The 24,874-nt window shown below is 52.0% G+C and carries 17 protein-coding genes, 17 tRNA genes and 1 other annotated feature; of the genes, 15 read left to right on the top strand and 19 right to left on the bottom strand.

Going from position 1 to position 24,874, the window contains the following annotated elements; translation table 11 throughout:
* Positions 1-5: 5 nt before the first annotated feature.
* Positions 6-1,157 carry a GntR family transcriptional regulator gene (locus tag C7445_RS11535; RefSeq protein ID WP_243835163.1) on the bottom strand — a complete coding sequence of 384 codons (1,152 nt, stop codon included), beginning with the start codon at positions 1,155-1,157 and terminating at the stop codon, positions 6-8.
* Positions 1,158-1,522: 365 nt separating this feature from the next.
* Between C7445_RS11535 and C7445_RS11540 the strand changes: the two genes are divergently transcribed.
* The 15 genes from C7445_RS11540 to C7445_RS11610 all read left to right on the top strand — a co-directional run bounded on the left by C7445_RS11540 (position 1,523) and on the right by C7445_RS11610 (position 19,986).
* Positions 1,523-2,932 carry an extracellular solute-binding protein gene (locus C7445_RS11540; protein ID WP_243835160.1) on the top strand — a complete coding sequence of 470 codons (1,410 nt, stop codon included), beginning with the start codon at positions 1,523-1,525 and terminating at the stop codon, positions 2,930-2,932.
* 152 nt (positions 2,933-3,084) lie between these two features.
* Positions 3,085-3,924: a carbohydrate ABC transporter permease gene (locus tag C7445_RS11545; RefSeq protein WP_166669129.1), complete on the top strand. Its 840-nt coding sequence runs from the start codon at positions 3,085-3,087 to the stop codon at positions 3,922-3,924.
* Positions 3,925-3,963: 39 nt separating this feature from the next.
* A complete protein-coding gene (locus C7445_RS11550; RefSeq protein ID WP_134160510.1) occupies positions 3,964-4,794 on the top strand; it encodes a carbohydrate ABC transporter permease in 831 nt (276 codons plus the stop codon).
* 84 nt (positions 4,795-4,878) lie between these two features.
* Positions 4,879-5,751: a sugar phosphate isomerase/epimerase family protein gene (locus C7445_RS11555; RefSeq protein ID WP_134160512.1), complete on the top strand. Its 873-nt coding sequence runs from the start codon at positions 4,879-4,881 to the stop codon at positions 5,749-5,751.
* Positions 5,752-5,767: 16 nt separating this feature from the next.
* A complete protein-coding gene (locus C7445_RS11560) occupies positions 5,768-6,757 on the top strand; it encodes a Gfo/Idh/MocA family protein (RefSeq protein ID WP_243835161.1) in 990 nt (329 codons plus the stop codon).
* Between the two features lie 90 nt (positions 6,758-6,847).
* Positions 6,848-7,084: a binding site (T-box leader), on the top strand.
* Between the two features lie 62 nt (positions 7,085-7,146).
* Complete coding sequence (locus C7445_RS11565) at positions 7,147-8,832, top strand: 2-isopropylmalate synthase (RefSeq protein WP_134160516.1); 1,686 nt, start codon at positions 7,147-7,149, stop codon at positions 8,830-8,832.
* A gap of 191 nt (positions 8,833-9,023) precedes the next feature.
* A complete protein-coding gene (locus C7445_RS11570; protein WP_166669125.1) occupies positions 9,024-9,587 on the top strand; it encodes a DUF4912 domain-containing protein in 564 nt (187 codons plus the stop codon).
* 23 nt (positions 9,588-9,610) lie between these two features.
* Complete coding sequence (locus tag C7445_RS11575) at positions 9,611-12,433, top strand: 1,4-alpha-glucan branching protein domain-containing protein (RefSeq protein WP_134160520.1); 2,823 nt, start codon at positions 9,611-9,613, stop codon at positions 12,431-12,433.
* Positions 12,434-12,549: 116 nt separating this feature from the next.
* Positions 12,550-13,314, top strand: a complete 765-nt coding sequence (locus C7445_RS11580; protein ID WP_166669126.1) for a nucleotidyltransferase family protein — start codon at positions 12,550-12,552, stop codon at positions 13,312-13,314.
* 99 nt (positions 13,315-13,413) lie between these two features.
* Entirely contained in the window at positions 13,414-14,406 is a 993-nt protein-coding gene (locus C7445_RS11585) for a glycoside hydrolase family 15 protein (protein ID WP_134160524.1), read from the top strand.
* Between the two features lie 211 nt (positions 14,407-14,617).
* The gene (locus C7445_RS11590; RefSeq protein WP_243835162.1) at positions 14,618-16,201 is read left to right on the top strand and encodes a spore germination protein; all 1,584 of its coding nucleotides are present in this window, start codon (positions 14,618-14,620) and stop codon (positions 16,199-16,201) included.
* Positions 16,180-17,271, top strand: a complete 1,092-nt coding sequence (locus C7445_RS11595) for a Ger(x)C family spore germination protein (protein ID WP_134160528.1) — start codon at positions 16,180-16,182, stop codon at positions 17,269-17,271. Before C7445_RS11590 ends, C7445_RS11595 begins: the two co-directional genes overlap by 22 nt.
* Positions 17,272-17,406: 135 nt before the next feature.
* Positions 17,407-17,631: a hypothetical protein gene (locus C7445_RS11600; protein WP_134160530.1), complete on the top strand. Its 225-nt coding sequence runs from the start codon at positions 17,407-17,409 to the stop codon at positions 17,629-17,631.
* A gap of 14 nt (positions 17,632-17,645) precedes the next feature.
* Positions 17,646-18,740 (top strand): GerAB/ArcD/ProY family transporter, encoded by a 1,095-nt coding sequence (locus tag C7445_RS11605; protein WP_134160532.1) that lies wholly within the window; start codon positions 17,646-17,648, stop codon positions 18,738-18,740.
* 130 nt (positions 18,741-18,870) lie between these two features.
* On the top strand, positions 18,871-19,986 hold the full coding sequence (locus tag C7445_RS11610) for a GerAB/ArcD/ProY family transporter (RefSeq protein ID WP_134160534.1): 1,116 nt from the start codon (positions 18,871-18,873) through the stop codon (positions 19,984-19,986).
* Positions 19,987-20,044: 58 nt separating this feature from the next.
* On the opposite strand, the gene C7445_RS11615 is transcribed toward C7445_RS11610, so the two are convergent.
* The 18 genes from C7445_RS11615 to C7445_RS11700 all read right to left on the bottom strand — a co-directional run bounded on the left by C7445_RS11615 (position 20,045) and on the right by C7445_RS11700 (position 23,234).
* Positions 20,045-21,358, bottom strand: a complete 1,314-nt coding sequence (locus C7445_RS11615; RefSeq protein WP_134160536.1) for an APC family permease — start codon at positions 21,356-21,358, stop codon at positions 20,045-20,047.
* 276 nt (positions 21,359-21,634) lie between these two features.
* Positions 21,635-21,711 (bottom strand) — tRNA-Ile (locus tag C7445_RS11620).
* A gap of 3 nt (positions 21,712-21,714) precedes the next feature.
* Positions 21,715-21,791: transfer RNA gene (locus C7445_RS11625), tRNA-Asp, on the bottom strand.
* Between the two features lies 1 nt (position 21,792).
* Positions 21,793-21,886, bottom strand: a tRNA-Ser gene (locus C7445_RS11630).
* Positions 21,887-21,892: 6 nt separating this feature from the next.
* Positions 21,893-21,968, bottom strand: a tRNA-Glu gene (locus C7445_RS11635).
* Between the two features lie 37 nt (positions 21,969-22,005).
* A tRNA-Val gene (locus C7445_RS11640) sits at positions 22,006-22,080 on the bottom strand.
* 1 nt (position 22,081) lies between these two features.
* Positions 22,082-22,155: transfer RNA gene (locus C7445_RS11645), tRNA-Gly, on the bottom strand.
* 72 nt (positions 22,156-22,227) lie between these two features.
* Positions 22,228-22,302 (bottom strand) — tRNA-Gly (locus tag C7445_RS11650).
* Between the two features lie 56 nt (positions 22,303-22,358).
* Positions 22,359-22,433: transfer RNA gene (locus C7445_RS11655), tRNA-Glu, on the bottom strand.
* 3 nt (positions 22,434-22,436) lie between these two features.
* Positions 22,437-22,512 (bottom strand) — tRNA-Thr (locus C7445_RS11660).
* A 5-nt stretch (positions 22,513-22,517) separates the two neighbouring features.
* Positions 22,518-22,592 (bottom strand) — tRNA-Asn (locus C7445_RS11665).
* 3 nt (positions 22,593-22,595) lie between these two features.
* Positions 22,596-22,671 (bottom strand) — tRNA-Ala (locus C7445_RS11670).
* A 5-nt stretch (positions 22,672-22,676) separates the two neighbouring features.
* A tRNA-Leu gene (locus C7445_RS11675) sits at positions 22,677-22,756 on the bottom strand.
* A 43-nt stretch (positions 22,757-22,799) separates the two neighbouring features.
* Positions 22,800-22,876: transfer RNA gene (locus C7445_RS11680), tRNA-Pro, on the bottom strand.
* 4 nt (positions 22,877-22,880) lie between these two features.
* Positions 22,881-22,957, bottom strand: a tRNA-Arg gene (locus C7445_RS11685).
* Between the two features lie 3 nt (positions 22,958-22,960).
* Positions 22,961-23,035 (bottom strand) — tRNA-Gln (locus C7445_RS11690).
* A gap of 47 nt (positions 23,036-23,082) precedes the next feature.
* Positions 23,083-23,157 (bottom strand) — tRNA-Thr (locus C7445_RS11695).
* 1 nt (position 23,158) lies between these two features.
* Positions 23,159-23,234 (bottom strand) — tRNA-Lys (locus C7445_RS11700).
* Positions 23,235-24,874: the final 1,640 nt, after the last annotated feature.

The following is a 24,874-nucleotide window of genomic DNA, read 5'->3' on the forward strand; positions in this document are numbered from 1 at the left end:
TTTTGTCAAGCATTTGTATGCGGGCGCATCGATGGTGGTCCTGACGAGCGGCCGAGGGAGAGCTGACCGGGAAGTTCAACGGCGACAGGAACATCCCTCGGCCCGCACTGGATGAACTGCAGCAACAGTTCGGCTGCGATTCTGCCGATTTGCTCCTCTTGTTGAACGATGTGCGTGAATCTGGGTCTTTCAATCCACGATGCTGGACTGTCAAAACACGCAATGGACAATTCCTTTGGGACTCGAATTGCGTGCTTTGTACAGATATCCTCCAGCATCGTCGCAAAGACGTGCTCTGTCGCGATCACGGCGGTCATACTCGGGTGCTCTAGAACAAACTGCTCCATGTTCTCGTAGACCGCTTTTCCATCCGGTTTGTCAATGGCCCCTCCAGTTGGTAGGTTGCATAATCGTAAGTCCGGATCGAAAGAGACATGTTCGGACGCCAGTGCCGCTAAAAAACCTGCGAACCGATCCTGTAGTGACGTGGTGACTTCATCAGGCGGCGAGAGGAAGCCAATGTTCTTGTGGCCCAGGGACAGCAGGTGTTTGGTCAATTCATAGGCCGCCGCACGATTGTTCGTCGTTACAAAGGGAACAGGAATCTTATCCAGACGTTTATCGACGAGAACTATTGGAAAGTGATCCAGGTGCAGCCGTAAAATGATGTCATTATAATATTCCCCGTTGACCGGAGAAACCAGAATGCCTTTCACCCCCAATCGCAACACTCGTTGAATAGCAGCTCGTTCCGCCTCCTGTGAGTTATTGGTAAAGCTGACTACGACATTGAACCCCGCCTCTTCAAGCGTGGACATGACGCTTTTCAACAACTGGGTTCCGAACGCCGCAGAGATACCAGGCAGAATATAAGCGATCGAACCCGTATTCGAAGATTGAATATCATCCCGGATGATTTCTTCCTTGAAGGTTGATGGTAACTGGGCCACAAAGGTTCCCTTTCCAGGGTAACGGTGGATAAGGCCCTCATCTGCCAGTCGCTTCAATGCTCGGTGGACGGTGATTCGGCTGACATGAAGTTGCTCTGACAACTGTTTTTCAGTTGGAAGTTGGTCGCCGGGTGTAAACTCGTGACCCAGAATCCGATCACGCAACCAATGAACGATTTCATCTTGAAGTGGGCTACCTGCATTCATCCTCACATCACATACCTCGTCTTAGAACGATTCGCCACCCGGAACACACAATTCCATCATGGTGCGATGTGTCCAAACGGTCTTGTTGGAGCCGAAGTGACAATGGCTGTCACATTTGTATGCCGTTCAGATACATTTTTATGTTTATCGCTTTCGTCTCACACCATGATGCTAAGTACATCATACACTTGGTATGAACGCCGAATCTTCGTAATACATTCGTAACACAGAAGCGGAAGGCACCTAGGGCTGCGGTCATGTAAACGGTTTCTGTTAGTTCTGCAGGGACCGCGTGAACTGAACAATGTGGGTAGAAGCTGCAAAGTGAACATTTACAGCACACTTTACAAAGGGAGGAATGGAAGATGAAAAGACGTGCAGTTTGCATCGGTTCGTCCATAGCGCTTGCCTGTGTCGGCCTTTCTGGGTGTGCCACAAACAGTCAGCATGTTGCTCCCCAAACGTCATCCCACCAACAAGGCGAAGCGAGCACGGTAAAACAGCGGATCATTACCGTGGCGTACCAGCAGTTTGGCAATCCCCCGTATTTTAATCAGGAATGGCTCCAGCAAGCGGCTCAGCAGTTCGAAAAGAAGTATCGCGGAGTCACGGTGAAGTTGGAACCAATAGAGGCTTCTGAAAATGACTTCTACACGAAGATTGACCTCATGATGAAATCAGCCAGCACAGCACCCGACGTGGTGACGGAAGACACGTTTCTCATCAACGCCGATGGATCCGCCGGCTACTTGCAGCCGCTGAATACCGAGGTGAAAAGTTGGCCGGATTGGTCACAGTTCAGCGCGGCGATGAAGTCTGGCTCGACCTCAAATGGTGGAGTGGTTTATGGGGTTCCATACAGTACTGACACTCGTGGGCTATACTATGATGTAAAAATATTCAAGGATGCTGGCCTGCCGGTACCATGGCACCCTAAAAACTGGAATGACGTACTGAATGCAGCGAAGAAAATTAAAGAGAAAGTCCCAGGTGTTGTACCCTTGTGGATGCAAGTTGGCAAGGCCACCGGGGAAGCGACCACGATGCAGACGTTTGAAATGCTCTTATATGGGACACCTGATACGTTGTACGATGCGGCCAAGCATAAGTGGATTGTTCAAAGCCCAGGCTTTTTGAACTCGTTGAAGTGGATTCAAACGGTATATGCGGGTGGCCTAGGACCGAGTTTGTCCCAAATTTTGAATGCGCAAGCCGGGAATATCGAGTCACAGCAGCTCATGCCTCAGCAAAAAATCGGAATTGCACTAGACGGAAATTGGCTACCCGGTTCTTGGCAGAAAAACGGCCCTGCACCTTGGCCGGACGGAACCAAGGCATATCAGTTAACAGCGATGCCAACCGAATACGGGCAGGCACCCGGGTATACTTCGATGTCGGGCGGATGGGCGCTTTCCATCTCGCGTCTCTCACAAAATAAGCAACTGGCCTGGGATTTCATTAAGATTGCCACAGATAAGAACAACATGGAATGGTACGATGTGCACCAAGGTAATCTAGCGCCGAGAAAGGATGTTGCTGACGATCCGTCGTACGAAAACGCCCCTGGGCAGTTCTTTAAAGTAGCGACAAGCTTTGAAAAGTTCACGCACTTCCGGCCAGCCAATGCACAATATCCCAGTGTTTCCACACAAATTCAAGCGGCAGTTGAAGCCGTTGCGACCGGGGCACTTACACCGGAACAGGCGATGCAACAATACGCCAGCAACGTACAACGAATTGTCGGCGCAAGTAACACGGAAATCGTGTCGAAATGACGTCACGACGGCAGCGGGGCGCGGCCCAAGCCACGCCCTGACTGCGTCACATAGGGGGTTGCGTCATGGCTGTGCACGCCTTCGCCAAGTCTTCGGGACGTCGAAAGCCTCTCCCAGGTGGTGCAAGCAATCATTCTGGGTGGCGAGCTATCATGTTCCTACTTCCATCTTGGCTTTTACTTGCCGTGTTTTTCTTTGTACCCATCCTGCTCACCTTCTACTTTGCCTTCACAAATTTGTCGTTGACAGGTACGTCAAGTCTTGCAACCAAGTTCATCGGTTTTCAAAATTTCGTTTCGATGTTTCAGGATCCGACGTTTCGCATCAGCGTGATCAAGACCATTGTATTCCTCGTATTTTCGGCCGTGATTGGTCAGCAGGTACTGGGGTTGTTGCTTGCCGTTCTGATGAATGAACGACATCGAGTGTTTCGAAGCGCCATCGGCGTCTTGGTTATTGCCGGATGGGTTACTCCTGAAATTGTGGTAGCATTTATTTTCTATGCATTTTTTAGCGACGGGGGAACGCTCGACACCTTTCTTTCGGTGTTCCACGTCCAACCCATCGCGTGGCTATACGCATTTCCCATGGTATCCGTGATTATCGCGAACATATGGCACGGTACTGCGTTTTCCATGATGGTCTATCAAGCTGCTCTGGGTGACGTACCGAAGGAGATTCTTGAATCCGCAGCCATCGATGGTGCCGGACGATTTCAGCGCTTTGTCCGGGTGACACTGCCCATGATTAAAGGTTCGATCGCGACCAATATGATGTTAATCACGCTGCAGACGCTCGGTGTATTCACACTCATTTATTCTTTGACCGGCGGCGGTCCGGGCAATCGCACTATGACATTGCCTATCTACATGTATCAGCAGGCATTCAGTGACTATCAATTGGGGTACGGCACCGCGATTTCTCTGATCCTCCTTATTATTGGCATTGTGGCAAGTTTCGTATATCTACGCATGTTGAAAGTCAAGTTGTAGGTTTCACCGCAGACACCACTCTACGAGGGAGGCGAGAGAATGAAGTGGAGTCGTGCCAAGGCTGATACGATCCTCGTTCATCTGGTGCTAGTACTCATCGGCGTCGTCTTTGTCATTCCACTTTTGTGGATGATTTTTGCTGCTTTCGACGGCAATGCCACTTTGGCATTACAGGTGCCTCAGCACTGGACGCTCGGCAACTTTTGGGCCATTTTATCGGACCCCGCGAATCAGCGGTCATTTGTCAATGGCGTTATCATTTCGCTTGGTCAGTCTGTTCTCGTAGTTATTGTGGCCGGACTCGCAGCTTATCCATTATCTCGCTATCAATTGAAATATAAGCGACCGTTTATGTACACCATACTTTTTTCCACGAGTCTGCCGATCACGGCGGTCATGGTGCCTGTGTATGAATTGTTCGTGTTTCTTCACATAACCGACTCAATCTTTTGGACCACGCTGTTTTTGGCCGCCTCCGGATTGCCCTATGCGATTTGGATTATGAAAAACTTTATGGATTCCGTTCCCATTGAGCTTGAGGAAGCCGCTTGGACAGACGGGGCATCCGCGTTTTCCAGTCTCCGCAAGATTGTCGCACCCCTCATGTTGCCCGGTATATCGACGGTTGGCATTTTCACGTTCGCAGGAAGCTGGGGTAACTTTTTTGTCCCATTCATTCTGATTCAAACGCCGTCGAAGCTACCTGCCTCGGTGACCATTTTTCAGTTCTTCGGCCAGTATGGCAGCGTGGAATACGGAAAATTAGCTGCGTTCTCCATCCTATACACAATACCGGCTGTCGTCTTGTACGTGTTAGGGCAACGTTATATGTCCACAGGATTTCAGTTCGGCGGGGCAACGAAAGGGTGAATGTTCAAGATTGAAGGAGGTGAGGAGTTGACGTGGGGCAGGCAGAACCCACAATCACACATGCACGAAGGAGGAGCATGAGGTATGCGAAATTGTATTGGTGCGAGGTTGTCGCCTCAAATACAGGCAAATGGCATCAAGTTCGTCGCAGATAGATTTCGCGCGATTGGGCTCACGGCTATCGATCTCCCTTCATTGCCATACGCGCAATCAGCCGCGGAAGAAGTGCTTTCCGGTCTAGAAATAGGAACTGTTGATCTGGCGGGCGTGTCCGGATTGCTTTCGCCTGATGCGCGGGAGCGGGAACAGGCTGTGGCGAGCGTGTGCAAGCAGATTGAAGAACTGGCGGCATTCGGTGCAAAGACGGCCTTTGTGTGTCTTGTTCCGCAAGCGGGACGCCAGCCCATCGCGGAATCTCTCGAATACTTTACAGCCACATTCCCTCATGTCGCAAACGCGTGTGAACGACACGGCGTCCGTGTGGCCATTGAGGGATGGCCTGGGCCTGCCCCTGATTACCCGACCTTAGGTTATACACCAGAAGTGTGGAGAGAGATGTTCCGCAGGGTGCCTTCGCCATATATCGGTTTGTGCTACGACCCATCGCACCTGGTGCGTTTAGGCATCGACTATCTGAGGGTGCTCGATGAGTTTCAAGATCGGATCTTTCACTGTCATGGGAAAGACACCGAAATTCTCACGGATGGACAATATGTGTACGGAACTCTACCACCGCAACTTTCCCTTGCAGAGCGCTTTTCTGGAGGTTCGTGGCGTTATTGCATTCCGGGAACGGGTGAAGTGAATTGGGGGAAAGTTGCGTCGAAATTACGTCGCATCGGATACGAAGCGGCTGTCAGTATCGAATTGGAGGACGCACGTTTTTGGGGCAGCGCTGAGGCCGAATTACTCGGTATTCAGCAGGCGTATCTACATCTGGCAAGCTATTTTGCCTAATTAGGGAGAGATGGACATGGTTTCGGTCCGGGTATTGCTGGTTGGAGCTGGCGGGATGGGGAGGGCACATCTGCGCAATCTGCTGGCCCTTCGAGACGCAGTGATCGTAGGCATTGTCGATCCTTCTTCGGAGGCCATCGCGGCAACGAGGCAATTGTCACAGGAACTGCAGTCGACCCCTGGTTTTGCAACACTAGAATCCGCATTGGAGACCATTGAAGCAGATGCGGCCGTCATTGTTACGCCCCATGCACAACATTTTCAGCAAGGTCAACTCTGTTTGCAACGCGGTCTGCACGTGTTGATGGAGAAACCGTTTGTATCCGGTTCATCAAACGCACGGGCGCTTATTGAACTGGCGCAACAGGTGGGGCGCCACCTGGCGGTGAGCTACCAGCGACGGTTACAGGGGCCATATGTATATCTGAAAGATTTGATCGAGAGCGGAGAGCTTGGCGAGATTCGCTACGCAACGGCATATCAGGCGCAGTCCTGGTTGGAATCGCAACGTGGCACTTGGCGACAAAACCGCGAACTTTCCTGCGGGGGACAGTTAAATGATTCGGGATCGCATCTTGTGGACGTCATGTTGTGGCTCATTGGCTCCAAACCAAAAGCTGTATTTGGACATATCGACAATCGAGGAACCGAGGTGGATATTGACTCAGCACTGACTATCCGCTTTGAGCATGATGTGATTTGCACGCTAAATGTGGTAGGGAGTGCCTCCATCGGGTGGTGGGAGGACGTCGCAATCCATGGAACCAACGGAACTGCCTTGTATCGCAATGGCGAACTTTGGGTCGCAAGGGGGTTACACTCGGAACTCCGGCCGGTCACCGTGGAGGAATTGCCGGCGACCACCAATCCAGATGAGAATTTTGTCGATCTCGTGCTTGGGCGGATTGATACGCCCGCTGCGGCAGCGGAAAGTGGCTATCAGGTTGCACGGCTTACGGAAGCCGCTTGGGAAAGTAACGCGAAGCGGCAGTGGATCGCTTTTTGACATACTTCGCTCGTTGGGATGCAAGCACTGGTCAATCGCCCCTTGACAATCCAAGCTTTATCACGCTACAGTGGATTCAACAGAATTGTGCGAAAAGTGGAGATTGGGAGTAGTAAAGATGTGGCCGGATGACAGAGAGCCGATGGTTGGTGCGAATCGGCAGAAGGTGCATTTTGAACTCACCCATGAACTGCAGCCCGACATGTAGGGTGTGCCGTGGTTCTCACGTTACAGGGATAGATGGTGCTTGCCATCAAGCAGAGAGGACTTTCGCCTTTGGAAGTCAATTAGAGTGGTACCGCGAGCTAACCTTGCCTCGTCTCTAACCGGAGACGGGGCTTTTTATTGGTCTGTTGTTGCGAAAAACACGAAAGAGGGAGTGGATTGTGATGAAAAATGCAAACAAGTATACCCGGCAATACAGCATGCCTCCGGAGTCAAGTTGGAATTGGGTGAAAAAGGAGTATGTCGATAAGGCCCCGATCTGGTGTAGCGTAGATCTGCGCGATGGAAACCAGGCGCTTGTTGTACCGATGAATCTTGAAGAAAAGCTCGAGTACTTCCAACTGCTCGTGGACATCGGTTTCAAGGAAATCGAGGTGGGCTTTCCTGCGGCATCCGATACCGAATTTGTCTTCTTGCGGACGTTGATCGAACGCGATTTGATTCCGGATGACGTCACCATTCAGGTGCTCACGCAATCTCGCGATCACATTATCCGGCGCACCTTCGAATCCCTGATGGGAGCGAAGCGTGCCATTGTCCATCTGTATAATTCGACGTCAATTGCACAGCGAGAACAGGTATTTCGCAAACCAAAGTCTGAAATTGTTGAGATTGCTGTTTCAGGTGCGCAACTTTGCAAGCAGCTAGCCTTAGAGACGCCTGGAAATTTCATGTTCCAATATTCCCCAGAAAGCTTTACCGGCACGGAGGTCGATTTTGCGCTCGAAGTCTGTCATGCAGTCCTCGATGTTTGGAAGCCGACCGCCGAGCGCCCGGTTATCATCAATCTACCATCGACCGTTCAGCTCTCGCTGCCGCATGTCTACGCAAGTCAGATCGAATATATGAGCAACCATCTTCGCGATCGTCACCCTGTCATTGTTTCCGTACATCCGCACAATGATCGTGGCACGGGTGTGGCTGATGCAGAACTGGCGATGCTGGCGGGGGCGGATCGGGTCGAAGGTACCTTGTTTGGCAACGGCGAGCGCACAGGTAACGTCGATATTGTCACGCTTGCACTGAATCTGTACTCGCATGGCGTCGAGCCGGGACTCGATTTTGAAAATCTACCCGACATTCAATCGGTGGTCGAGCGTTTGACCAAGATGCAGGTGGGCAAGCGCCATCCGTACGCTGGAGAGCTTGTGTTCACTGCCTTTTCGGGCTCCCATCAAGACGCTATCGCGAAAGGGATGAAATGGCGTGAGGAGGAGGAGCGCGAGCATTGGACCGTTCCATATTTGCCCATCGATCCGAAGGATATTGGGCGCGAGTACGAGGGGGACATCATCCGCATCAACAGCCAGTCAGGCAAGGGCGGTATCGGTTACTTGCTCGAGCAAAAGTATGGTTTTGATCTGCCGCCGCGCATGCGTGAAGATTTGGGTTATGCGGTGAAGGGCGTCTCGGATCGCCTGCAAAAGGAGCTGTCGGTTGACGAGATCGCGGATATTTTCACAGAGGAGTTTGTCAACCTGGCGGAACCCATCGCCTTTTCGGAACTCAAAGCTGATGAAGGGGCAGGGCATCCGACAACGGTGACCATTCATACCCATGGGCAGACGCGTACGATCAAGGGATCCGGGAACGGGCGCTTGGATGCCGTGAGCAACGCCTTACAAGCCAGTCTCGGCTTACAGTACACCAATCTGACCTACAAGGAACACGCCCTGGAAGTGGGCTCTGGCTCCAGGGCCGTGGCATATATTAGCATTGATGATGCCGAGGGCCGAACACACTGGGGATGCGGGATTGATACGGACATTATGAACGCTTCTATCAAAGCACTGTTCAGTGCGATCAATCGCATGGTTGTGGCGACGCCGACGTTTGTTGTGCAGCACTGACATCAAGGCAGTGACATATATGTTCAGAAAGCCCGGATGGCGCTATTGCCTGCCGGGCTTTTCCCTGTAGGTATCTTCCTGTTCTACCATTGAATCTACCGCATGAACTCTCGTACCTGCACATATGGTGGGAGTGAAGGTCTGCAGACGAGACAGCGAAAGTCTGCGAGGGCCAGTACACCAGTGGAGGAGTGGAGTCTACGAATACCGTGGAACATCGATTGTACAACGAAGATTGGAACATCGCGTATCAACGAAGCCGCATGGTTGGTCTTCCCGTTCATCCCACCTGTTTGTTTGCGTACTGGTTCATGACAGATGATCATCGCCGGCTATGCGAGGAGCACTGGTTGTGCGATTGGTCGAACATGCCCCTTTCGATTTGCGTTTACGATGTCACGGGCGTTTGGTTTGATGGGCACAACGCACCGCTCGTTCGCCAGGAGATCATCCAGCCCACCGATACAACCAATTGGTACATCCACAATCTTGTCCCTGGGCGCCATTATGTCGTCGATTTGACGCTTGAGCGCGATGGTGAGCGCTTCAGTCTGCTGCGTTCCAATATGGTATCCTTGCCACCGCTTGCAAAGCATGGTGCTCAGCCAGATCTCAAGTTTGCATCGCCCTTCGTCACCACCGTGCAGACGGCAGGCCTTCGCATTTCCGATATCGCGAGCAGGCAGGACGATAAGGGGGAATTCCCCATCTCGCGGTATGCGGGTCAATTCGACGGCTATCATCTCACGCGCTGATCCAGAAGGGACGATCACAAAAGATGACAAAAGGCTATCTCAACCTTGTTCTGCACGCTCATTTGCCCTTTGTGCGCCATGTCGATCGCGATGACAGACTGGAAGAACGCTGGCTCTTTGAAGCGATGACCGAGTGCTACATTCCATTGCTCCAGGTGTTTCATCAGTTGGTTCGCGACCAGGTCGATTTTCGTATCACGATCTCGCTCTCACCGACGCTGCTTTCCATGTTGCGCGATTGCCTTCTGCAAGTGCGCTACAGGGAATACCTGTATCGCTCGCTGATGCTTGCCGAACACGAGGTGGAGCGGACACAGGGCGATGCCAAGTTTCATGCTCTCGCCCAGGCATATCAGACAAGGCTGCAGGAAATCAAGGAGTTCTACGATCACTACAACGGCGACTTGGTTACTGCATTCGCGGAGTTGCACCGCGTCGGTTGCGTTGAGCTGATCACAAGCGCTGCCACGCACGCGTTTCTGCCATACATGCAAACCGAAGAGGCCATCCGCGCTCAAATTGCCACTGCGGTGACGACCTTTGAATCCTGTTTCGGTTTTCGGCCCCGTGGTATCTGGCTGCCTGAGTGCGCATACACGCCACGCATGCTCACCCACTTGCAGGAGTTTTCCATTGGCTATTTCTTTGTCGATACACACGCGTTTACCTCGGCTCATCCCCGGCCTGCATTTGGCACCTTTTCGCCAATCCTGGTGGGTAACAGCGGGATTGCGGCGTTTGCCCGCGACGAGGAGTCCTCGCAGCAGGTCTGGAGTTCGGATCGCGGTTACCCAGGGGACTATGACTATCGCGAATACTATCGTGACATCGGTTTTGATTTGGATGAATCCTATATTCGCCCATTCATCCATCCTGATGGCATTCGCATCCATACTGGGTTCAAATACTACAGAATCACCGGTAAAGACGTCGTTCAAAAACAGCCGTACGACATCGATCGCGCTCGTGAAAAAGCGTGTGAACATGCGGGCAACTTCATGTTCAATCGGCAACGCCAGCTTGCGTATATGCACCGCCAGATGGGTCGGCTACCCGTTGTCACGGCGCCATACGATGCAGAGTTATTTGGGCATTGGTGGTATGAGGGGCCGATTTTCCTCGATGTGCTCCTGCGCAAGCTTTACTTCGATCAAAACGAGATTGCGACCATCACGCCCTCCGAGTACCTTGCGCTGTATCCGGATTACCCTTGCGCCGATCTCGCATTTTCTTCGTGGGGGCGCAACGGCTATGGCGAAGTCTGGTTAAACGGGACGAACGATTGGATGTATCCAGCGCTGCACGAATGTGAACAGCGGCTGATCCGAATCGTCAACCGTTTGCCGGACGTATCTCCCAGTGTGGAGAGAGCACTCCATCAAGCCGCGCGCGAATTGATGCTCGCGCAGAGCAGTGATTGGGCCTTCATTATGGATAATCGAACAAGTGTGGACTATGCAGTGGCCCGTTTCAAGCAGCACATCAACCGATGTTTGGAACTTTTGACGATGGTGGAAGCCGGGCGGATCGACATGGACTTCTTGCAACGGTTGGAGTCCATCGACAACCTGTTTCCGAACGTCGACTATCGATTCTATCGATCGTCGACCTGTAACGATATGCAGGCCAAGGCAATGCGCCGTTCATCCAGTCAGGAGAGATCCGTGTTGCTGTTGTCGTGGGAATTCCCCCCTGTCTCAGTAGGGGGACTGTCGCGGCATGTGTACGATCTCGCTCGGTCCATGGCAAGCCAAGGAATGGATGTCCATGTTTTGACACTGGCTGGAGGTAATAGTCCGCTCGAGGATACAGTCGATGGAGTACATGTCCATCGCGTTCACGTGCGCCAACCCGACGGTGGATCGTTCATTGACTTCGCGTTCCAGATGAATCTTTCGATGTTGGATCGCGCCTTGGCGTTGGCAGACGACGGAATTGTGTTCGATGTGATTCATGCGCACGATTGGCTCGTCGCCGATGCGGCGAAATCTTTGAAACAGCGATGGCAGCTGCCCCTCGTTGCGACGATTCACGCCACAGAACACGGGCGCAATCATGGCATTTACACGGATACACAAGCTTACATTCACCATCGCGAATGGGTGCTCACCTACGAGGCGGCGCGCGTGATTGTCTGCAGTTCGTACATGCAAAGCGAGGTAAAGCGGCTATTTGCGCTGCCGGCAGATAAGATGCGCATCTTGCCAAACGGAATTGAGGTTCCGGCGGTGGCGGCGGATCGGGCGAATCGAGGGCGCGAAAACGGGGACGGAAGCGATGACACGGTTGTCTTTGTCGGACGCCTCGTGCGCGAAAAGGGTGTACAGCATTTGCTTGAAGCCGCACCGGCTATTTTGCGCGAATTCCCGCACACTCGGTTCGTCATTGTCGGGCAAGGGCCGATGCTGGAGGAACTGCAAGAGCAATGCCACAGGATGAATCTTGAACCCCACATCGACTTTGCAGGATATGTGGACGATGCAGAGCGCAATGAGCTGTTACAAAACGCCTCTGCGGTTGTCGTCCCCAGTTTGTACGAACCATTCGGGATTGTCGCGCTGGAAGCCATGGCGGCGGGGGCACCGCTTGTCGTGTCCGACGTGGGAGGCCTGGCTGATATCGTCGACCACGATCGGAACGGACTGAAGGTCTACCCAGGTGATCCTCATTCCATCGCACAACAAGTGTGCCGTTTGCTCGGCGATCCGGATTTGCGTCAGCGACTGCGGATGGTCGCTCGCGATGATTTGGTTCGCTTTGACTGGCGGTCTATTGCACAATCCACCTTGGACGTCTATCGAGAGGTTGTCTCACACACAGAGAGACAAGTGTCCGAGGTGAAGTGACAAAAAATTTAGGGATGTCCAAAAATGCAACCGCATACGCGAGTCATAGCGTCATTTCTGCATGTGTATATTGCCACATCACGAGATTCTGAGTTGATCAGCAAAGGGGTATGACGATGCGCGCAGTGATTATGGCAGGCGGCCAGGGAACGAGATTGCAGCCTTTGACAAGGCGTATGCCCAAACCGATGTTGCAACTGTTGGACCGACCGATGATGGAATACGTCGTCGAACTTCTGGCAGCCCACGAGATTCGGGACATCACGATCACTGTGTGTTATTTGGCGGCACACATCCGCTCCCATTTTGGGGACGGATCGAAATGGGGAGTGCGGATCGATTATCAGGAGGAGGTTCGGCCGCTTGGCACGGCGGGGGGAATCAAACCCTTGCGCGCTCATGTAGGCGGTACATTTCTGGTCATGAGCGGTGACGGGTTAACCGACTTTGATTTGACGAAAGCCATCTCGGTGCATCAGAAACGCCGTGCTCCCGTGACCATTCTCTTAAAGCAGGTCGCCTGTCCATTGGGATATGGTGTTGTTACCACGGATGAGGAAGGGCAAATCACCCAATTCATCGAGAAACCTAAAACATTTATCCAGGGGAAAGCATACTGGATCAATACGGGAATCTACATTCTGGAACCTGAAATTTTGGATTATGTTCCCGATGATCGGCCGTTTGATTTCGGTAAAGATCTTTTTCCGATGCTGCTTAAAACAGGTGTCCCCCTGTATGGATACGCAGCAGACGGTTATTGGTCCGACGTTGGCACGCTGCAACAGTACTATCAATCACAAATTGACATGCTGCAGGGCAAAGTGCGCATCAATTTGCCCGCCGAGGTACAAGTGCCTGTTGAACTCGTGCAAAGTTGAGCGCCGTGTGGCCTAGCCGCGAAACCGTGACAAGCGCCTAAATAGGGAACGCCCTCCTGCCAAAGTGATTAGTGTAATGGGGAAGGGAGGGCGTTCTTTATGCGAGAACGTGTACAGCAAGGCCTGGACAGTTTGCGTAGACAGAACGGTCTTTACCTAGCCAGCCCATCGAACACCTATCATTACATTTGGATTCGGGACAATTGTTATATTTCTTTATCGAAATTGGGAAAAGACGATTCGGAGTACGAGCAGATTTACCATCGTATTCTCGACATTTGGCGTAAATATGAGTGGAAACTGGCGTTTCACGCCGATCACCAGCCGGAAGCAGTTTACCAATATATACACCCCAGGTATACAGCGGACACGTTGGAAGAAATTCATGAACCGTGGGGAAACGCCCAAAATGATGCCATTGGGATATTTCTGTACGGACTTGGCCTGGGTTTGCGGCATCATCGGAGGATGTTGCGGGACGATGTGGACGTGCGCATCGTGCGCTTGCTGATTCGTTATCTGAAAACGCTTGCCTTTTGGTGCAACGCGGACAACGGTATGTGGGAGGAAGAAGTCGAGCTGCACGCGAGCAGTATTGGTGCGTGCGTCGCCGGATTGCTCGCAATAAAACCATTTTTCGAGATCGAAATCGATATGATCCGTGATGGCATGATTGCGTTATGGCGCATCTTACCGCATGAAAGTGCCACACATGACTGTGACTTGGCGCAATTGAGTCTCGTCTATCCATATCGGCTGTTGCCCGGCGACATGGCGTCCGAGATCGTCCGGCGGGTGGAGCAGAATTTATTACGCGATCGCGGTGTAATTCGCTACGCTGGAGATCGGTATTACGCCGATAGTGGGCGGGAGGCCGAATGGTGCATGGGTCTGCCGTGGTTGGGACTATGTCATGCGACGCTCGGGAACCAGGATGAGGCGCGGCGATATTTGGAGTGGACTGAGCGCGTGATGACGCCGGATGTACGCATTCCTGAGTTATATCTGTCCGCGCAAGGTGTACCGAATGAGAACACACCACTCGGATGGGCACACGCGTTGTATCTGATTCTACATGATTTGCTCCGCTAAGGATGTATGGGGCGGTCTGTGGGATGTGGAAAATCATTATAAATTGTGCGAAGGTAACGGCAGCAGGCAACCCATGGCAAGTGGGGGTGCCTGCTTTTTTGTTTCTTGTGCATGGAAAAAACATCGACACTTTGTAGATATTGTGTATTGTGTATGGAAAATTTGCAGACGATAGCCTGCGACGATATGCGTTTGAGAGGTGTGAATCCCATTGTTCAAACGATTCCGGAGGAATGGCGGCGAGCGACGGATCTTGGATTGCGAAAGGGAGCTGCGAGAGGACATTTCCGCAACAGAGGGACAGGAGCCAATCCCGGAGCGCCCGGAGTTCATGCAACAGTGGCTGGAGTCAGAATGGGATCGTTGCAGCGATTTACAGACGCGTGAAATCGAGATATGCGGTGAGCGCATTTTATTGTTTTGGCTGCGAGGGCTTGTTGATCTGATTCGCCTTGAGACAGGCATCTTACAACCGTTGGCGCGCGTATCGAAGCGCCGCTTGCAACTAAGTGATGTCGTTTCCATTTTACATACTGTAACCGTACATGAGATTTCAACGCGACGGCAATGGAATACTGCCTTGGCGGACGGGCAGGTTGTCCTGTGGCTATGTGGCCGGCCGCACGCTCTGGCGCTCGACGTAAGCCATGCACCAGGGCGTGCAATTCAAAAGGCGGAGAATGAACCAACGCTGGAAGGGCCGCAAGAAGCTTTTGTTGAGCAGATCGAAATGAATCTTGCACTGTTACGAAAGAGAATCCGCACTCCACGTATGAAAGTTGAATCGGTACGTGTGGGTGAATATACCAACTCTACAGTTGCAGTCGTCTATGTCGAAGGTATTGCAAAGCCGACATTGGTGGAAGAGGCCTTACAGCGCATCCGCCGCATTTCGATCGATGGCGTGGGCGATATCAACAAGATACGCGAATTGATCAGCGACGCCCCATTTACATTGTTTCCTACTACCGAAGAAACAGAACGTCCGGATCGAGTGTGTGGGAACTTGTTGCAAGGCAGAATTGCCATTCTGGTGGAGGGCGCTCCCAATTGCTTGCTCGTTCCGGCGCAGTTTATTCACTTTTTGGTCGCTGTCGATGATTACTATTTCCACTACACATTGACACTCTTCATTCGCATGTTGCGCCATGTCGCGTATTGGTCGTCTTTGTTATTACCTGGACTGTATGTCGCGCTCCTATCCTATAATCAAGACTTGCTCCCCACGCCATTACTGGTAACTGTAGCGGCTCAACATCGCGGCATTCCATTCCCAACCATCATAGAGGCCTTGCTCATGCTTGTCGTTTTCGAAGTCTTGCGCGAGGCCGGCACACGCTTGCCAAGAGCGGTGGGCCAGTCTGTGAGTATCGTGGGTACGCTTATCGTCGGTGATGCGGCGGTTCGCGCCGGACTGGTTTCACCGGGTATGGTCATTGTGGTCGCGGGTACAGGGGTTGCTTCGTTTGCATTGCCAGCCTACGGATTCGTGAACTCGAGTCGCCTCATCCAGTTTGCCTTTGTGATAGCTGCAGGTGTCAGTGGTCTGGTCGGGATCTTAATCCTCGCGCTCATCCTCATCACTCATCTGGTTTCACTTCGCTCTTTTGGTGTTCCGTATATGGCACCGGTTGCACCTTTCAGTTGGTCCGATATGAAGGATATGTTTATTCGAGCGCCTTGGTTTGCGATGAAGCGCCGGCCCGAACACATGGAAACGGTGAATGAAACGAGCAACCGGACACCGCTGCCCAAGCAACGGAAGGCATTGGGATGGGATTTGAACGAATCATGAAACGAGTGCTAGGTTCGTGGCCGCCAAAGGCCTTTGCGCTGTTTCTGGTCGGTATTAGTTCTCTGTGTTTGCCCGGATGCTATGACATACAAGAAGTGGATGATATGAACCTCGTTTTGGCCATAGGCGTCGACGAAACAGAGGATCACTTGATCAACGTAACTGCTGAGTTTGTGAATCCGTCCAGCGCACCATCATCGGGGCAGGATGGATCGAGTACCAGCGGGGGAAAGCAACCGGTCATTGTGCGACAAGAAACGGGGGCTTCGATTGAAGATGCGATGGGCAAGTTTGAGCGCGAAATTCCCCATTCTGTGTATTTAGCACAGAACATGCTGGTTTTATTTGGTGAGTCATATGCCCGAAATGGCATCGATCGAGCCTTGGATTTCTTCGAACGTGATCGAGCGTTTCGACGAAATCAGTTATTCCTCGTGACCCCGAACGCCGCCAGCGATGTGCTATCGGCTTCCGTAGATCCCGAACCGCTTAATGCACTTGGAATTCGTGAACTTGTGGAACAGTCCTCCACTCAATTGCGTTTTGTGCAATCTGAGCAACAGCAGATTATGGAGGAATATCTATCTCCATCACAATCACCGGTGATGGCGCTCATTAGCTTGCAGAGTGTGGGTAGGCCGGCGCTTCAGGGCGTGGCGGTGTTTCGAGGCGGGCGTTTGGTCGATACGTTGAACGTCGACGAGATGCAGGGGCTAGGATGGTTGCTAGGAAGTACTCGGCAGGTGTCCATCCATCTCCCTTGTGCGGGTGAAGATGGTGCGGGAACGACGATTCGAATCCTCGGTTCAAATACGAAGTTTCAGGCACAACCAGGACAGCGGGATTTGAACGTACAGCTTCAGGTACATGCGCGAGCAGAAGTTGAGCAGATATGTCCCCGCGAAAAACTTGACGAGAAGACGTTCAAGGACTTGAACCGGATGGCGGCCGCGTATATTCAGCGCAGCATGCAAACCACCATTGCAAAATTACAACAGGACGATGTGGATGCCTCCCAATTCGGGAAGCGCGTGTTTCTGCAGAATCCCTGTTATTCGGCAAATCAGTGACAAGTGGCAATCCCTGTTTCCGAAAATTCATGTGGAGTGTCACGCGAACGTGCAGATTGTGCGTGCCAGCTTGGCGTTGAATACACCAGAGTCGACCGCTTCCCGCAACGGAGAGATACATTCGGAGGTGGCACCTTGACTTGGTTGGCTCTTCTTTCATCCGCTTCAATCATTGCAATTGAATGGCGATCATTACGCACCGCTTCACGCCGGGAAAGGACTCTTTACACGTTGTTTGTGAGTGCGGCGCTGTTGATGGCTGTTAGTTTTGATACACATCTGTTGACTGGAGTTCATGTTCTGGCGCCTGTTGACGCTTTGTTCCGTCCTGCCACTGAGTGGCTGTATCAAGTTCTGTAGAGGGTCGGTGAGTCATGGCAAAGGTCCAAATCTCGCGGGTGCAGCTGGTTTTTGCCCTCGTCTGGTGCGTGATCGGAACAGGCATCGTCGCGATTCCAACGGCGATTGCACAGTTCACGGTTCGTGATGCCTGGATATGCGCTTTGCTCTTTTCGGTGGGTGGCACGTTGGTGGCCTTACTGACGTCGCTCTTCACACGGTACTTTCCGAACCGAACATTGACGAACGCTTTAATGGATGCATGGGGACCTTGGCTAGGGCGCCTTATAGGAATTTGGTTTATGGCAGGACTGTATATCACGAATTGCACAGTTGTCCGTGAAGCAGAAGTATTCGTCGGCACTACAATTTTGCCGAAAACGCCGGAAGTCATGATAGGTGCCTTTGCCATGGTGGCCGTTGCGTATGCCGTTTATATGGGAGTGGAAGTCGTCATGCGGGATGTCGAGTTCATTACACCTCTCGTCATGCTGATTGCTCCGATTCTGTTTGTTTTATCCATGCAACATATAGACATCCACGAAATGATGCCCGTCCTCGCGGATGGATGGACGCCTGTTTTGCGTGGGGGAGTGGTTTCGATATTGGTATACGCATTGGAAATGGTGATCGTTCTGCAATTCATCCCGTTCTTGCGGCGGGGTAAGTTAGCCGCCAAAGATGTCAGTATTGCCACCCTCATCATTACGTTGGTATTGACTATCGTGACAGCCGTGACGATAGGCGTGGTCGGTCCTGCCACTCACTATTTGAGTTATCCCGTTCTCGAGGCTGTTCGCAATGTTCGCGTGGGGCGGTTTCTTGAGCGACTCGATACGCTGTACGTGATCGCTGTGATATCGACGATTTTCGTGAAAATGACGGTATCCCACTATGCATGGTGTACGGGCATGAAAGATCTATTTCATTTGTCCTCGCATCGGGTCACTACGCTTTCCGGCGCGTTGCTGGTATGGGGGGGTGCCAATGTGTTGTTCGAAAATGCAAATGACGTGCAACAATTCATTTTTTATACAGGCCCCACGTACGCAGTCTGCACACTTCTGCTGACTCCGCTACTCGCTGTGGCTGGAATCGTTGTGAAGAAGGCTATGGCCGTCAAACGGTGATCACCAACAAGGGAAGCGTGTTAGATACAGACGTGTAGTGGAGGGCCTTGGGGGTGTTTGTACGGCTTTACACTATTTGTAGATCAGAATGATTGGTTTACGGATCCTAAGATAGGGAAGTTGGTGCGTCATGACCAGGGTTCAAATATCTCGTTCCCAACTCGTGATTGCAATGGTCTGGTGTATTCTGGGCACTGGTATTGTGACAATTCCGTCGGCTGTTGCACAGTTCACTGTACGCGATGCGTGGATCAGCACAATGCTGTTTGTGGTAGGCGGGGGCATCGTTGTAGCGGTGACGTTGCTATTCAGTCGTATGTTCCCTTGCCGAACCTTAACTTCGGCTCTGTTGGAAGCATGTGGACCTTGGATCGGGCGAGCACTAGGAATTTGGTTTCTTATATGTTTGTATATTACGAACTGTACGGTTCTACGCGAAGCCGAGGTCTTTGTCGGGGTCACCATTCTGCCTAAAACGCCTGAATATGTGATGGGTGCGTTTGCCATGCTTGCCGTCGCGTATGCAGTCTACTTGGGCGTGGAAGTTGTGATGCGCGACGCTGAACTCATTACACTGCTTGTGATGCTTATTGCTCCCATTTTGTTTTTTCTCTCCATGCAGCACATGGACATCCATGAACTGCGCCCCGTTCTGGTTGACGGGTGGGGACCTGTGCTGCGCGGAGGTATTGTGTCTGATTTGGACTATGCCCTGGAACTTATGATCGCGCTTCAATTCCTCATGTTCTTAAAGAACGCAAACACTGCGGCTCGAGACGTCGCTGTGGCGGCTGTTGTTTCCACAGTTGCTTTAACCCTTGTGACGGTACTCACGATCGGGGTGGTGGGACCGTCTACACACTATTTGAGTTATCCCGTCCTGGAGGCTGTTCGCAATATTCGCGTTGGGCGGTTTCTTGAACGGCTCGATACGCTGTACGTGATCGCGGTCGTATCCACCGTATTCGTGAAATTAGCTGTTTTTCATTACGCTTGGTGTTCAGGTTTGAAAGACGTATTTGGGCTGTCTTCACATCGCGTTACAACACTTGCAGGAGGATTGCTGGTATGGACTGGCGCTACCGTTTTGTTTCGCAGCGCAGGTGATGTCCAACAATTTATTGCGTATACGGTACCCGTCTATTTTGTGGTCACGTTTGTCGCCATTCCACTGGTGGCCGTTATCATGATGGCTGTGAAATCTGGATTGAGAAGGCGAAACGCTGTTCTTATGAGAAGAGGGTGAGGAGGGAGATGGCCCTTTTCACCCGTACATAGCAAAGACTTTTAACTAGCGTAAATCCTTACGCGCTGCGCGACGAATTGTGCTTGAGCTCCGCTGCTTTCGCCATTGCCTGGGCACGCCGGCTGATCCCATATAAAATCATTCCAACCACTAAGGCAGCCAGTGCCAGCAGCAGTTGGCTTGCAGATTCCTGACTTAGCAACCAAATGCACAGTGCCGCTGCAACACATGGAATGGTGACACCAAAGGGCAAGCGAAAGGCGCGTTTATCTTCCTTCGCGCGAAAGCGCAACAAGATCACGGCGATGCACACGGCGAGATATTCATATAGGCGTGCGGCTACGTTGAGCAGAAGCAGATGCTCGAATGTCCCCGTGACACTCAATGCGATCACAATTACACCCGTGATCCAGATGGACACGATAGGCGTCTGAAAGCGCGACGAAGTGGTTGCCAGTGCTCTGGGCAACCCGCGCCGAAGCGATAAGGCATACAGGATACGCGGCGCCGCTAATGCGACACCACTCTTGGTCCCAAGAATAGACAAAACCGCGCCAATGGTCATCACGGTGGCGCCACCAACAAACATAGCGCGACCGGCGTCCGCGAGCGGAGTGGTTGACGCAGCCAGTGCCGGATCAAGTCGCCCGGCAGCTTCTTGAATGAGAAGATAGAATAAGGTGACGCCCACCAATGTTCCAATGACGCCAATAACTGCAGACTTGCGCGGATGGACCATCTCACCCTGTTGGACGGTTGCCATTTCAAATCCGCCATAGGCATAGATGAGCACGAGCACAGCCTTGCCAATTTGCGGCGCGCTCATGGGCACATCAGAGACGTTTCCTGTGTGTCCTGTGTAAAGGATAAATCCCATCGCAACAAGCAATATCAGCGGTATGAGCTTGACCACAGAGAAGAAGACGACCGCCCAAGAGCCCTTTCGGACACCAAGCGAGTTGACCAAGCACAAGGCAGCAATGACGCCCGCTGTGATTACGTCTTTGAATGGTGCGAGACCGGGGACGAGAGACGTCACATAGCCCATGAGGCCATTTGAAAGTGCCGCCCAGCCGACGATTAGCGTCAACCAACTCATCCAACCGACGCTGGCCGCAACAGTTTGACCCATGGCTCTCTCTGCGTACATATAGGACCCGCCTGTTTCACTGAACATACTGCTGGCTTCCGCGAAGCAAAGCCCAATCAGGATTGCGACAACGCCAGCAATGAGATATGCCCATGTCGCCTGGCGTCCAGCCAATGATGCCACTTGACCTGGCAATAAAAAGATTCCACCACCGATGACACCGTTCATACCGATAAACAGTACTTCCGGTGTACGCAAAGCGCGTTTTAGGCCCTCTTGCACATGTCTCCCTCCTTATAACTTAAAATCTTAGATGAATACAAGGATTTATCCTACACCCGAATGAACTCTGAAGCAATCATGAGTTAGCAGCGAATGCGGATACAAAATGAACAAGTCACTAAAGTGTGATATTTGAGCGCGATCGTCCGTTCCTGGAAGAAGATCGGCGAGGAGAAGTGGTGTGAGGGAAGGCCGAAGTTGGTATGCAGGTAGCAGGACAACGGGGACAATATAAGAAAAGACGAACGTCTTATATAGACGGTCGTCTTTTACACATGGTGCGCCCAGGTGGATTCGAACCACCGACCTCACGATTATCAGTCGTGCGCTCTAGCCGACTGAGCTATGGGCGCAAATGGCGGAACTGACGGGATTCGAACCCGCGATCTCCTGCGTGACAGGCAGGCATGTTAGGCCTCTACACCACAGTTCCATGGCGGAGTGAGAGGGATTCGAACCCTCGATACGGCTTTTGACCGTATACTCGCTTAGCAGGCGAGCGCCTTCGACCTACTCGGCCATCACTCCAAGTAATGGTGACCCTAAGGGGATTCGAACCCCTATTACCGCCGTGAGAGGGCGGCGTCCTAAACCATTAGACGATAGGGCCTTACTGTCAGAACCAAGTTGATGGTTTCCTTTACAGTTGGTGCGGCTGACAGGAATCGAACCTGTGGCCCCCACCGTGTCAAGGTGGTGCTCTCCCTCTGAGCTACAGCCGCATGGAGCGGGTGAAGGGAATCGAACCCTCGCTCTCAGCTTGGGAAGCTGATGTTCTACCATTAAACTACACCCGCAGGCTTGTGAATCATTTTGCTCCTTGCTCCGCTCGCCAGAGCGTATACCCGGCGAGCTAAAGCAAGATATCATGGAGCGGAAGACGGGATTCGAACCCGCGACCCTCGCCTTGGCAAGGCGATGCTCTACCCCTGAGCCACTTCCGCACACGCTTATCAATTTTACGCACAACCTACGAGCTTCGTCAAGTGGCAAATTTTCATGGTGACCCCAGCGGGATTCGAACCCGCGTTACCGCCGTGAAAGGGCGGTGTCTTAACCACTTGACCATGGGGCCATATGGAGCTCCCAACCAGGCTTGAACTGGTGACCTCATCCTTACCATGGATGCGCTCTGCCAACTGAGCTATGGGAGCGTGCCTGGCTCCCCGAGTAGGATTCGAACCTACGACCCTCCGGTTAACAGCCGGATGCTCTACCGCTGAGCTATCGAGGAAAGTGGTGGAGGTAGACGGATTCGAACCGACGACCCCCTGCTTGCAAGGCAGGTGCTCTCCCAGCTGAGCTATACCCCCACGAATCCCGGAGGCCGGACTCGAACCGGCACGGTTTCCCGCACGATTTTGAGTCGTGTGCGTCTGCCAATTCCGCCACTCCGGGTAATCTCATATTGACTTTTCAGCTTGTGGTGCTACTGAAAAACTGGTCGGAGCAGCGGGATTCGAACCCACGACCTCCTGCTCCCAAGGCAGGCGCGCTACCAAGCTGCGCTATGCTCCGATGATGGCGTGCCCTGAGAGATTCGAACTCCCGACCTTTTGATTCGTAGTCAAACGCTCTATCCGGCTGAGCTAAGGGCACACATGGCTGGGGAAGAAGGATTCGAACCTTCGCATGACGGTACCAAAAACCGTTGCCTTACCGCTTGGCTATTCCCCAACAACTACTATTGAATTTAGAGGGCAATACGTTGATTGCCCTCACTATGGAGCCACCTGTCGGATTCGAACCGACGACCTGCTCATTACGAGTGAGCCGCTCTACCCCTGAGCCAAGGTGGCATGGTGAGCCATGCTGGATTCGAACCAGCGACACCCTGATTAAAAGTCAGGTGCTCTGCCAACTGAGCTAATGGCTCGCGTCAACCTGTTATCGTTGCGCACTGGGTAATCTAACACGTATTGCGGAGCAAGTCAAGCGTCTGAAATACGGATATTTTTTCATTTGGCTTTTCTGTCAAAGGTGACGACTCATGCGAGTATGACGTATCAGTAATTCATCGACGCGCTCTGGGTGTGTATGGATATTTTGGCCTTCGCACACCGGGTTATGCGTATGGCTTGGGGTTGACATTCAGTAGGCACGATTTGCAGATAGCACGCCAATTGGGATGTTGGTGCTTCATAAGAGTCTCTTTCGATACGAGCGCACCCAATACAAGTCAGTCCGCAAGTAACCCTCAGCAGAAGGCGCGTTCGAATTTCGTATTGCGAGTTCGTACATTATGAATCAAGATTCCTCGCCCGTGGTTCGTATCCGTTTGGGATGGCTAAGGGCCCTTGGTATTGTAATGCTGATAGGACCCGAGTGATTTTGCGGCGAATGAACTTAGAGCAATCAGTAGTGCAACGTACTATGGTATTCACACGGAGATGACGCAATTCGAGGCCGATTTGCCGCAGCGTATTGCGACTCCACGATGAGTCGAAGATACTGGGGTTAGATTTGGACCAAGTAAAGGGAGATTAGATTGATTGGTTCCAAGGTCAACGAGGGCACAAATCAGATTGTTCGAAGTTCGAGATGCAGACCCTTATTTGCTTTAATTTAGATCACTGCAATTAGATGACTGCCGCAATGTTCTCCGAGCACGGTTACCTTTTGTGGATGGGACACGTCCAGTTCAGGAGATAGAAAATTTCATCCGAACCGGTTTGCAGCAGTATGCTGCGAATGATGGTGGGCAGTTGGGAATTTGGTAGCGTGGCGAATTCGCAGGGGTGTTTCGTTTGCACTGCATCAAATGGACGCACCGCTTGACAAGCGTCGGGTATTGGCTTGGTGAATGGTTTCAAGGAGTACAAGGAGTAAATGACCCATTTCGTGTCGCACGATGCACGATGATATTGATGTCCCTTTTTAAGCACTTGGGCTGGACCGAGTGGAGATACGGATTGCCCGTAAAAATCCGGAAAGCAGGGCGATACCCGAACGATTGGGATTCCAAAACGAAGGGTGTAGGCGACAGGCTGAATGGTTATATGACCATTACCGTAGATCACATCATGTACGGAATGCTAACTCAGGATTGGAAGTCGTGATGCTCGATGTCACAAGACTCAACAGTGTTGTGCATACTCATCTAAGAGATGAGGCGTGCCAACTTGCCGAGTTCTCGAAGTTCTTGTCTGTAAACGAAAGCAGTACATTGTCGCGACGGGAAAAGACTATTGGCAAAGACGCAGGACTTGTTCTTCTGTAATTTACGCAACAGTCAATTCCATAAAAATACACTAGACAGCCGCAATCTCGCGTAGTATAGTAGTCGATGCCGCTTCGGACGGCGCAGTTTGCGACGCCAAGCAGCACAGTCGGTAAGAAGCTGTTTCTCGCCAGTGTGTGAGCGATGCAAAACTTACCGGTTGACGATGAAGTGTAAGCTGTGATATATTGATTGGGCTGCCTCGAACGGCAGCGTCGCTCCTTGAAAACTAAACACACACCACGCCAGTTTATCTGTCTCGCGTATGCGGGATAGTGAGATTTCATTGAGAGTTT

The organism is Alicyclobacillus sacchari, from assembly GCF_004366795.1.
Lineage (GTDB): Bacteria > Bacillota > Bacilli > Alicyclobacillales > Alicyclobacillaceae > Alicyclobacillus > Alicyclobacillus sacchari.